This is a genomic window from Secundilactobacillus muriivasis (assembly GCF_054785195.1).
Window position 1 is genome coordinate 24,770 of record NZ_BAABMI010000056.1, and the last position, 11,648, is coordinate 36,417.

9 protein-coding genes are annotated in these 11,648 nt (G+C 47.9%); 6 read left to right on the plus strand and 3 right to left on the minus strand.

Going from position 1 to position 11,648, the window contains the following annotated elements; genetic code table 11:
- Positions 1–105 precede the first annotated feature (105 nt).
- Positions 106–531 carry a universal stress protein gene (locus tag ACYVR3_RS12485; RefSeq protein WP_461244515.1) on the plus strand — a complete coding sequence of 142 codons (426 nt, stop codon included), beginning with the start codon at positions 106–108 and terminating at the stop codon, positions 529–531.
- A 37-nt stretch (positions 532–568) separates the two neighbouring features.
- Positions 569–1,168: a hypothetical protein gene (locus ACYVR3_RS12490; RefSeq protein WP_054732296.1), complete on the plus strand. Its 600-nt coding sequence runs from the start codon at positions 569–571 to the stop codon at positions 1,166–1,168.
- Positions 1,169–1,235: 67 nt separating this feature from the next.
- Here the strand turns inward: ACYVR3_RS12490 and ACYVR3_RS12495 are convergent, their stop codons facing one another.
- Positions 1,236–2,078 (minus strand): hypothetical protein, encoded by an 843-nt coding sequence (locus ACYVR3_RS12495; protein WP_461244516.1) that lies wholly within the window; start codon positions 2,076–2,078, stop codon positions 1,236–1,238.
- 340 nt (positions 2,079–2,418) lie between these two features.
- Here ACYVR3_RS12495 and ACYVR3_RS12500 point away from each other — a divergent pair, with 340 nt between their 5' ends.
- Positions 2,419–5,379: a MucBP domain-containing protein gene (locus tag ACYVR3_RS12500; protein ID WP_461244517.1), complete on the plus strand. Its 2,961-nt coding sequence runs from the start codon at positions 2,419–2,421 to the stop codon at positions 5,377–5,379.
- A 108-nt stretch (positions 5,380–5,487) separates the two neighbouring features.
- Here ACYVR3_RS12500 and ACYVR3_RS12505 read toward each other — a convergent pair whose 3' ends face one another.
- Positions 5,488–6,894, minus strand: a complete 1,407-nt coding sequence (locus tag ACYVR3_RS12505) for a DHA2 family efflux MFS transporter permease subunit (RefSeq protein ID WP_461244518.1) — start codon at positions 6,892–6,894, stop codon at positions 5,488–5,490.
- Between the two features lie 375 nt (positions 6,895–7,269).
- Here ACYVR3_RS12505 and ACYVR3_RS12510 point away from each other — a divergent pair, with 375 nt between their 5' ends.
- The 3 genes from ACYVR3_RS12510 to ACYVR3_RS12520 all read left to right on the plus strand — a co-directional run bounded on the left by ACYVR3_RS12510 (position 7,270) and on the right by ACYVR3_RS12520 (position 11,018).
- On the plus strand, positions 7,270–7,986 hold the full coding sequence (locus ACYVR3_RS12510) for a lysostaphin resistance A-like protein (protein WP_461244519.1): 717 nt from the start codon (positions 7,270–7,272) through the stop codon (positions 7,984–7,986).
- Between the two features lie 196 nt (positions 7,987–8,182).
- A complete protein-coding gene (locus tag ACYVR3_RS12515) occupies positions 8,183–9,565 on the plus strand; it encodes a class II fumarate hydratase (RefSeq protein ID WP_461244520.1) in 1,383 nt (460 codons plus the stop codon).
- A 67-nt stretch (positions 9,566–9,632) separates the two neighbouring features.
- The gene (locus ACYVR3_RS12520; RefSeq protein WP_461244521.1) at positions 9,633–11,018 is read left to right on the plus strand and encodes a flavocytochrome c; all 1,386 of its coding nucleotides are present in this window, start codon (positions 9,633–9,635) and stop codon (positions 11,016–11,018) included.
- A gap of 280 nt (positions 11,019–11,298) precedes the next feature.
- Here the strand turns inward: ACYVR3_RS12520 and ACYVR3_RS12525 are convergent, their stop codons facing one another.
- Positions 11,299–11,457 (minus strand): hypothetical protein, encoded by a 159-nt coding sequence (locus tag ACYVR3_RS12525; RefSeq protein WP_461244522.1) that lies wholly within the window; start codon positions 11,455–11,457, stop codon positions 11,299–11,301.
- Between the last annotated feature and the right edge of the window lie 191 nt (positions 11,458–11,648).

The window sequence follows — 11,648 nt, forward strand, 5'->3', positions numbered from 1 at the left end:
CCGGAAACTTTCCCATCAGATTAATAGCGTCCAGCCTCCAAATCAAGTAAGATAGGTCTAGACTGGCACGACTTGGTTTAAACGGGCATCGGAGGCGGAGAACCCATGACGACTGGTAATTATATCGTAGTAGCACTGGAAAATTCGCAGAATGCGCATCAAATATTTAACTATGCACTGCAATTAGCGAAGGATTATAATAAATCTGTATACGGCATTTACATCATTGATACGGTTCGAGAACTGGACTGTACCGTGGATCAGCGGGAGTTTTGGATCGACTCGCAGGAATCATTGGCGAAGTTTAACATGGAAAAGCGGAGCCAAATCGCGGTTCGACAGGGACAGCACTTTATCTCAAGTATTACTTACGGCGATCCAGCGGTTCAAATTGCCAAATACGTCAATTTGGACAACGTTTGTCAGCTTGTGATGGGCCGCATCGGTGACCGCAATCTAGCTGATGACGAACTGGGACACAAGGTAGCGTCAATTTTAAAGGGGATTAAAAAGCCGGTGACACTAGTATAGTGCCGATTGGTTTAACGATATTTGGGGGATGAGACACATGGGACTAATTTTATTACTCACGTTTGGCTTTATGACGTTAATGGGGGTCTTGGCGTGGTGGTACGCTGCGCACTATGATGGCCTAGTGGGTACAACGCGGGCGTTGACGATTATTAGCGTAATCGGGTTGATTGGGAGCGGCGTGTACGTGGCCAAGAATGGCCTGACGTCGCACCACGCTGCTAGCACGACGACCTCGAAGCAGGCCAGCTTGAATTCTAGTCAGTATTTTGCGAAAAAACAATCGCAGGAAGCAGCCGATAAGAAGCAGGCACAAAATGAACAGTACGTGTTGAAAAAGTTGCAGGAAGCCTACAAGGATAAGGTGGGGACGGTCAGCTTTGACCAAGCGACTAAGACCTACACGGTAACGCCAACGGTGGCCAGTTTTAAGACCGCAATTGGTAAGATTTGGAAATACCCAACGCAAAACAGCAAGTCCATCAAGCAATTGGAACAGAGCTACCTCAAGATGTCGGCGTCGATCGACAAAGCCTTGGGCGACGGCTATACGTTGCAGTTGACTAAAACGAGTGACGGTCCAGTGATCATCAAGGCGAAGGCGGGGAAGGTCACTGTTTCGGGATTGAATAACTAAATGAACGATAAAACGAGTTTTCTAGGCTGAATAATCAGTCTGGAAAGCTCGTTTTTTAGTTAAATCATTAATTGGCTGACACACCGTTCACCTTCGCACCGTCGAAGGCAATGCGGTAATGGGCATCCTTTACCCGGGTTAGCAACTGTACGGATGACGCACGATCATCCGTTTGGTAACCGGCGTAGTAATGGTTAGCCACTTTAACGGGGGTTAACCGCTTCGTAAATGGCGTGGTCCCAAGACTTTGCGGATCAGTGGTGATGACATTCGCATCGCCGTACTGAACGGTGTCTACCGGGAACGTTTTGAGATTGAAAGTTTCGCCGGTCGTCTGTTTCTTATCAGTAGTTAGACTGGCCGTCAGCTGGTAGGGCGTTGGCGTGGTGTAGCGTTGTGGGTTGTTGCGGATGACTTGGTTGAGTTTCAGATACTGTTTTAAGTCGGTGAGTTTGTTGGTTTCGTAACTGAGGAGCGCGCGTTGCTTAGCCGTTGCATTGAGTGCGTCAATTTGGCTCTGAGTACCCTTAATGCGGCTGGTCAGCGTTGCTTGTTGGGACTTAACGCCCTGAGTGTAGGCTTGACGGTCCTTGGTACGGGCGAGGTCGATGGCCCGGTTCGTTGAGAGTTGGTTAAAGCGCTTCATCGTGAGTGCCTGTTTACCAGTGGGCAACATGTAAGTCGTTGCTGTTCGATTTTGGACCACCACGAGGTAGGCGGGCTTGGTGGTGGGTTTTGGTTGAGCGGCTTGTCCCGTAATGCCGTACCAAACCCGGGGTTGTTGGGTTTGACCGGAGGCGACCAGTGATACCTTTGGGGCCGGGGTTGTTTGGTTAGCCTGGCGACAGGCACTCAAGCTGAAAACCAGCCCAAGCGCAAAGGCACCAAGCAAGAAAGGTCGGGTGTGCATGAATGTCGCCTCCGTTGCGTGATCGTGTGAATAGTCTATTAGTTGTATTTTACGGGAAAAGGATTGGAAAAGATAGATTAGGAAAAAAGTTTTTGGTGAAAACGCTTTTATATCAAGGTTGGTAAACCATCATTTACCCAACTTTGATTTATTTTTTGATAAATACTGATTTTTGTATTAATTATTGGTATAATCAAGGCGGAAAATTAAATTAATTAGAATTATTAGCAATTGGAGACTGGTTTGTGTCGGGGGACTACTCGTTAGAAAGTGCATGGGGATGCATGTTAAAGTAGTCAGCACAACTGGCACATGGGCAATCACATAGGAGGAGAGTCACATGACAATGGGGAAGAATCGCGCACAGCATGGTAAATGGTTAAGCACGTTAACAGTTTGCACAGCAGCACTAGGAAGCCTAGTGCTTTTAAGCGTGCCACAAATGGCGTCCGCTGCAACAACCGATACAAGTTCGGCAACCACTGGAGCTGCTTTAACGGGGGCGCAACCGGCTGCTACAACTGACACGAGTGCAGCTGAAAGTAATCCTGAAACGGCTCAACCTGCTGGGACAACTAGCACAGAGGAGCAACCGGCGGCGGACACAACCAACACCCCAACCACGGCGGAAAGCACCACGAATACGGATCAACTGAAGACGACTTCAGCGGACTTGCAGACGGCGGTGGATACCGCTAAGACAACTGGGGTGGTTGTGACACAGAACCCGACTGAGACGAAGACGACGACGCCAGATCAGCTGGCCGATACCGTTAGTTCAGTGAAGGCGGATAATGATGCGCAGGCTCAGGCGTTGGCGGATGCGACGGCGAAGCAAGTGGTTAATCAAAAAGACTACGATGATGCTAAAGCAAAAGTTCAAGCTGGTACGAAGACAATTACATCGACTAATGCAGCGTGGTCGAATAATCAAATTATTAAATTGTTAACCGGTAATGGCGATGTGATGAAATCGGGATCTACTACAGATGTTCTTACTGGCGCTCAAATCTCGGAGGCAACAGAAGCTGATAAAGTTGCTGCTTCTGATGAAGCTAAGGTCGCCTCAACGGTAACGCTTGAAGCAGGCCATAAACTTGTTTCAACTTGGAATCAAGATCAGCAAATGGGTGAAGGAAACTGGCCAACTTGGACCTATGAAAATGCTTTTACAGATACTAAAACGGGACGAAAGATTAACGTTGTTGAGACGGTTACCGGATTTACGCAATTAAATGAAGCAACAGCTGAAAATAAAATTAAAAAAATTGATTCAGACGATATTGGGTTTCAACCAACCAATATCGAAAACGTTACGGCTACTTTAAAATATGTTTATGCTGATACTGGTGAATCGGCCACAATTGATGCAATTCTCGCTTTTTCGGATATTGATGGTGAACAAGGAATTACGGTTAATAATGGCTATGCAAGTATGTTGATAGGTGATGAAATTATTTATACTGATGATGACGTTTATCGAACTACGACAAACGAAAATCATCCTAAGACTGATCCTAGTAATCAAATTTGGGTTCTACAGAAAGATGTTACGGAAACGAGCTATACGTTCTATGTGGGGCTAGATTGGGACGATGGCAAAACTGCTTCTAATAAGGATCCAGAGCAATCGGTCGGTGGTGTGGCTTTCAGTGCCGCATTACCAAAAGTGGAACCTCTAGTCCAAGAAAAAGCCACCTACACCCCAACCACCATCCAAGTCACCACAAACTACACCGTCCACTACGAAGGTGCCGGTACCGCAACGCCAGCAGACGTTACTAAGTCAGTAACGTGGACGGGCAATTACGACAGTGCCACAGATACGTACACCTGGACACCAGATAACAATGCCATTACAGCAGTAACACCAGTCGTCAACGACTACGGCGCAATTGTTTCAACCGGCTGGAATTTGAACACAAAGTCAGCTGATCCAACTGATCAAACGCAAACGGTGACCTACTACCAAGTAGGCAAGGTGCCAAATAATAATACAACCACTAATTTAACGGTACACTTCGTTGATACCGAGGGTGCTGAAATTCATCCGAACCTAGCCGCTAGCGGTAAGGTTGGTAGTGAATTTACTCAAGCTCCGGCAGTAATTGACGGTTACAGAACTGCCGATAAAAAGGTTAGTGGGACGTATCATGGTACGACGATGGATTTGACGTTTACCTATGTTAAAGACGGTGTTGTACCAGACGGTAAGGTAGCAACATTGACGGTTCATTATGTTGACGGTAATGGTAACAAAATTACCGGTGATAAGAAGACTCACGGTGCCTTAGGTACAGATTTTACAAGCACTCCTCAAAAGTTCGAGGGGTATGTAACAACCGATAAGGCCGTAAGCGGGCACTACAATGGCAACAATATGGACTTGACGTTCACGTACTTTAAGACTGGGTTACCAACTGAAACGCAACCTGTTACGTTGACGGTTCACTATGTTGACGAACACGGTAATCCAGTTGCTGAAGATGCAACAGCTAATGGCGCGATTGATGATGACTTTACCCAAACACCAAAACAAGTTAAAGGTTACACGACAGCTGATAAACCCGTGACGGGGACCTTCAAAGGTAACAACATGGATCTGACGTTTACCTATACTAAAGACGGTCAGGTCGCAACCAACACCACAACCGGCTTGATCGTGCACTACGTTGACGAGCACGGTAACGAACTGATTCCAGCTACCAGCCAAGGTGGCCAAATCGGGACCGGCTTTACCGCTAACGCACCTGAAATTAGTGGCTACACGCCAATGAGCCAAAAGACGGTAACTGGCAAGTACCAAGGCAATCAGATGGTGCTGTACTTTGTTTATACGCCAAATCCGATTGATACCACGACAGGTACGCCAATTGGTAAGACAACGGACACGCCAACCAACACAACCACCGAAACGGCGACGAGTACCCCAACAACGCCAGTGACTGGTACAACTACCGAAACACCAACGTCAGCTAACGGCACGGCAGTAGCTGGTGACCCAACGCCAACCACCCCAGAAACCACAACCAACTCACAACAAAACGCAACGTCACAAGCCAGTCAAGGGACTAACGGCCAATACCACTTAGTTGCTTCAACGGCCAACGCTCAACACGCAACGTGGCAGTACGCTAAGACGCAAGCAACCGGCCAACGGACAAGTAACTCAGCTGCAGCAACGGCTCAGTTACCACAAACCAGCGACCAAACTGGCACAGCTAGCACGTTACTTGGACTAGGCTTGATGAGCCTGTTCCTCGGGATGTTTGGGATTACGCGGCGGAAACGGCAAGGATAATGGAAGCTAAAAAAATAGACTTACTAGTGATGACCACTGGTAAGTCTATTTTTTATAGGTAAAAGCGGAAGTGTTTCACGTGAAACATTTTCGTTCAATTACGCCAATTTAGTCTGCTTGTTTCCGCACCCGAAAGGCAATCAAGAACCCACAGATGGCAACGATCAATGCGAAGATATAGCCGTAGTGAACCCCTTGTGATAAGCCAGTAACGCCTGAAGCTGATGCGGTACCGATTGCTAATACGCTGGTTGCAATTGCGGTCGATACGGCACCGATAATCTGTTCCAAGGTATTTAGAATGGCACTCCCATCGGCGTTTAGTTTCCCAGAAAGGCTATTCAAACCGTAAGTTTGCGACGGTGACATTGCTAACGGTGCACCAATCATTAAAATAATGTGGCCAGCGATTACTTGCCATAGCGGGCTAGTTCGACTAGTCGATAACAAGATGATGATCCCGATGATTGCGATAAAGAAGCCACCGCGTGCGAGCCATTTAGCACCGTGATTATCGTACAGCCGACCAGATAGACCAGATACAGCCGCGTTTACGAGGCCACCGGGTAGCATTGCCAGTCCGGTTAACCCAATTGGCAAGCCCATGACCCGCTGCAAATAAATCGGGAGCAAGTACATCGAGGCCAAAATCAGGCCAAAGTCGAGCATGACCAGTAGCGTCCCAATGGTGAATGGTTCTGACCGAAAGGCGGTCAAGTTTAAGATTGGGTGATCAATTTTTGATTGACGAACGGCGAAAATAGCTAAAGCTAGTAAGCCGATGATAAGTGAAATCAGTACTTTTGCTGAGAGCCAACCGGCGTCACCCGCAAATGAGGTGCCTAGGACGATTCCGGCGAACCCAATCGTAGACGTCAAAATTGACAGCCAGTCAACGGGTGATTTGCTTTGGTGATAAACGTTTTCCAAATACAAGGCGGTTAAAATAAAGGCGATCGCCAAGAAGGGTAATAGGACCCAGAAAATCGCATTCCAAGCAAAATTAGCTAAAACCAGTCCTGTTACGGTAGGCGCAATGGCTGGCGCAAACATGATCACTAAGGCAGCTAGTCCCATGACCGTGCCTAATTTGTGAGGGGGAAAGATCTGCATGGCAACGGAGAACATAAGCGGTAAAACGACACCGGTCCCGATACCTTGAATCATTCGACCCAGTAAAACGATGCCGAAGTTGCCACCTAATGCGGCAATCAAAACGCCGATAATAAAGGCCCCTAATGCGGATAAAACAATCCGTTTAGTTGAAAACCAGCGGGTTAATAGGCCAGATAGTGGCATACAAATGCCGATAACTAACATGTAGCCGGTAACGAGCCACTGGACTGTTCCTTGTGTAACGTGCAATTCTGCCATGATGCTTGAGAGGGCGACGTTTAATGCAGTTTCGGAAAACATGCCAACGAAGCCACCAATCATAAGGCCAAGCATCGCTAAAGCGGGATGCTTAACTTGCACGCGAGCTTTAGGCAAAGCTTGTGTTTGTGAAAGTTCCAAAATAATGACCATCCTGTATAAAATTTAGTTGAAGCAAAATGAAAGCAAAAAAAATAGCCCCCTATAGGCCGATAACCGAGATTGCGCTCGGTGGAGTAGTAATTCGGAATGGCAACCGGATTACTGCGATTTGAATGGCATTACGGTGGAGCGGGATGCTTTCGTCACTTGACTGGAGGTTATTATATCGGGTGAGTTTAAAAAAAGTCAAGGGTTTATTATTTGATTTGTGAACGGTTCAGTTGTTGGTCGGTTTCAATTTGATTAGATGTTTCACGTGGAACATTTAACCAGATTGATGAATCGGTGTTATGGGCGTATCCTAAAACTTATCAATAATTGGTAGTGACCAATTAACATAGGGGATTGTTAGACGTGTTTGATTTGAAGGATACAAGAACCAAGTTTTGGAACGGGTTGGTGATTTTTGCCGGATGCTATTTGCTGTTGATTCAGCTGTTACCAGTAGTCATCAAAGTCATTTGGCAAGTCACATCGCTCAGTAAACCGTTTTTGGCGGGGTGTCAGCTAGTCATCGTGATGGGGTACGTGATCAGCGTCATCTACCTACTGCGCAATTATTTTTCAAGCAGTTGGCCGATACTACGTCGGTGGCAAACTTGGTTAAGCATCATCGTCACCATCCTAGCGAGTTTCGGGTACATGATTCTGTATCAACTACTGAGATTACCGTACCCAACTAACCAAGCAAATGAGAACCACATGATGAGTCAGGTGGGCCACTTTCCAGTGCTAAACGTGCTGTATTTGTTAACGGTAATTTTGGTGGTGCCCGTTGCGGAAGAACTCGTGTTTCAGTACTATTTTCAACGGGTATTTTTCCCAACGCTGCTCCGGCGATTCAACCAGCGCTACGTCCGGGTAGGGGCAATTGTAGGTGCATCGCTGCTGTTTATGTTGTGGCACGTCGTTGGCGAAACGGGTCATCTGGGAGTTGATTTCTCGCAGCTCTTTGCTTATGGTGATCTGTTGTTCTATGCGCTACTTTTTGCATTTTCGAAGCAAAATATCCTACCAGTTTGTATCGTTCACATTTTATGGAATCTGATGGGGACGCTATTAGCGAACTAAGCGAAACTAACGGTGAGTTTTGGCACAAATCAGTGTCGAACCTCATCGTTTATTTAGTTGATACCATAATGAACCGCTATAACACGCAACTCAGGTCACTATTATAAGTAATTCAAATAAATCACCACCAAGTTGACTATGAGCCCTCAAATAGCCTATGATAACGCCAATCAAACAAAAAGTGGGGCAAGCAATCATGGTAAATACCCGAATTGAATCTGACACATTAGGCGAGGTCGCCATTCCAGCCGATGCACTCTGGGGCGCACAAACGGAACGGAGCCGACACAACTTTCCAACTGGCGCGAAGATGCCGTTGGCGTTGATTAAAACGTTGTTGCAGTTAAAGCGGGCGGCCGCAGTTGCGAACCGGGAAGCCAACGCGTTATCGGCGAAGAAAGCTGATTTGATCGTTAAGGCGGTCGATGAGTTGCTGGCATTGGACGATGATGCGTTACGGCAAGATTTTCCACTCGTGGTTTACCAAACGGGTTCCGGGACGCAGACTAATATGAATGTGAACGAAGTTGTGGCGCATATGGCGGCGAAGTTGGATGATAGCGTGGAGATTTTGCCAAATGATGATGTCAATCACGGGCAAAGCTCCAATGATATTTTTCCAACGGCGATGAATATCACGGCAGCAGTGGCGGTTCAGGACTTACTACAGGCGACGCAGCATTTAATTGATGAACTGACCACGAAACAGGATCAATACATGCAGACCGTTAAAATCGGCCGGACACACTTGCAGGACGCAACACCACTGACCTTTGGCCAAGAGGTGAGTGGGTGGGTTGCCATGTTGGGGCACGACCGGACGTATTTGCAGACCTTGGCGCCAACGCTGAACGAACTTGCGATTGGCGGCACCGCGGTTGGCACGGGTTTGAACGCCGCACCGGGCTTTGCGGATGCGATTGCTGAGCAGATGGCGGACCGGTATCACTTACCGTTCACGGCGGAAACCAATAAGTTTGCGGGTTTGGCGGCGCATTCCGGACTCAACGTGGTTCACGGCGCCATTAAGACGTTAGCGAGTGATTTAATGAAAATTGCCAACGACGTTCGGTTCTTAGCCAGTGGGCCGCGGGCGGGGTATGGTGAATTAAACATTCCAGCCAACGAGCCGGGGTCATCGATCATGCCCGGCAAAGTGAACCCAACCCAGGCTGAAGCGCTGACGATGGCGGCGGTTCGGGTGATGGGCAATGACGTGGTAGTCAACGTGGCGGCTAGTCAGGGCAACTTTGAAATGAACGTGTATAAGCCAGTGATCATCGATGCCTTTTTGGAATCGGTAACGCTACTGACGGGGACGATGACGGGCTTTGCCGACAAACTGATTGCCGGCTTAACGGTCAACGCTGAGCGGATGAAGACGTTGGTCGATCAGTCATTGATGACGGTCACGGCGTTGTCGCCACACATTGGCTACCACGATAGCGCTGAGATCGCGCAACAGGCAGAGCGTGACGGGGTAACGTTGCGGGAAGCGGCGGTAAAATCCGGTAAGATCACAGCGGCGCAATTTGATGCTTGGGTCGATCCGCTAGCGATGACGAATGTCCAAAAATAACTAGTACCCCAAGCGTGAATTATGGTACGGTTATGGCAACATTTAAAAACGAGGAAGGTTTTTCAATATGGCAGATAAGTTTCGGTTTGAGCCGACGCCCCTAGATCAGTTGCAGTCCCACTACGACGTTGTGATCGTGGGTTCCGGTGGCACTGGGCTGACGAGTGCGATTCGGGCGCACGAGTTGGGCCTGTCACCAGTGGTCTTGGAAAAAATGCCCCAGTTAGGCGGTAACACCACCCGGGCATCGTCTGGGATGAACGCTGCGGACACAGCGGTTCAACGCAAGCACCACATCAAGGATACGGTGGCCTCGTTCTACCACGACACCTTCGTCGGCGGTGGTGAGCAGAATAACCCTGAGTTGTTAAAATACTTCACGGAAAATGGCGCCGACGCCATCGACTGGTTAATGAAGCACGGCATCGTCTTGGATGATTTGACGATTACCGGTGGCATGTCCACGATGCGGACGCACCGACCAAGCTCAATGGCGCCAATTGGCGGGTATTTGGTCACTGAACTCCTGAAACTAGCTGATAAGGCTGATCTGCCGATCTTTACGGAAATGCACGTGGACCGGCTATTAACAACTGGCGATGCCGTGACTGGCGTTGAAGTGACCACTGGCGATGAGACGCACACCATTACGGCGGATGCGGTCGTTCTAGCAACCGGTGGTTTTGGCGCCAACGAAAAACTGTTAACGCGGTACCGACCAGAGTTAGCAGGCTACCGGACGACGAATCAACCCGGCGCGACCGGTGATGGTCTTCAATTAGCACGGCAGGTCGGGGCGGAACTTGTGGATATGAAACAGGTTCAAGTCCATCCAACGGTTCAACAGGATACGGATCACGCCTTTTTGATCGGTGAAGCCGTTCGAGGTGAAGGTGCGATTCTGGTTGACCGCCAAGGCAAGCGGTTCGTGAACGAACTGGCGACCCGGAAAGTGGTGACAGCAGCCATTGAATACCTTGATGAGAAGGGTGCTTACTTAATTTTTGATCAAAGCGTTCGTGATCGGGTGAAGGCGGTTGAATTTTACGACCACGTTGGCTTAGTGACCACTGGTGCAACGTTAGCGGAGCTGGCTGAAAAAGTTGGCTTTGATGCTGATACGTTGGCGGCTACGGTCACGACTTGGAATACGGCTGTTGCGACTAAGCACGATGGCGCCTTTGAGCGAACCACTGGGCTTGATCGTGAATTAACGCAAGCACCATACTTTGCGATTCACGTGGCGCCAGCAGTTCACTATACGATGGGCGGCGTTCGGATCAACGCTCAGACGCAGGTGCTCCGAGAAGATGGCACGCCAATTACCGGGCTGTTTGCGGCTGGTGAAGTTGCGGGCGGTTTGCACGGGAATAACCGGATTGGTGGTAATTCGATTGCGGAGACGGTGGTGTTTGGGTTGCAGAGTGGGCAGAGTGTAGCAAAACTCGGTTAGGTCCCAGAATGTAAGTGAATAGTGCCGTAGATTCCCGATTCTGGAATCTGCGGTGCTATTTGCTTACATGGCAGGGACCTGAGTTTTGCGCACGTTTAGGCTAGATAGGCGATTTGCGGTAACGGTGACTTTAATTGAATTCTGAGTTAAGCAGAGATTTAATTTTTGTCGATGGTTGAGTTGCGGCGATGTTGAAGTAACGAAAGATATATTAAAAAGCGGCGAGAATTCCGGTTGGAATTTTCGACGCTTTTTGAGTAGCATTAAAGCAAGCTTAGTGTTATTTGCCTTTCCGTGTTTCTAAAATTGCGGCTAAATTGGCAAGTTTTATTTTTTCAGTTTCGAAGCCAGCACGATAGTTAGGATTTTGCATTTTTTTCTTGAAGAAAGTATCTAAATCTTCTGTATGTCTTTTGGTATATTGTTTTAAGTCATTCATGACTTTTTCTCCTCATAACTTCGATGGAATTCAGCTGTAGGATCAGTGGCATGGTTGCCTTTCTTGTCTTGCATTTTGTTGTTATTGAATTCAGTTTACGTTATTTTAGACTTGCCTGAATTATTCATACCTTTCAAAAAAGTCGTCAGTTTTCATGTTTTTCAAAAACTGACGGCTTTTGATCTTGCTTA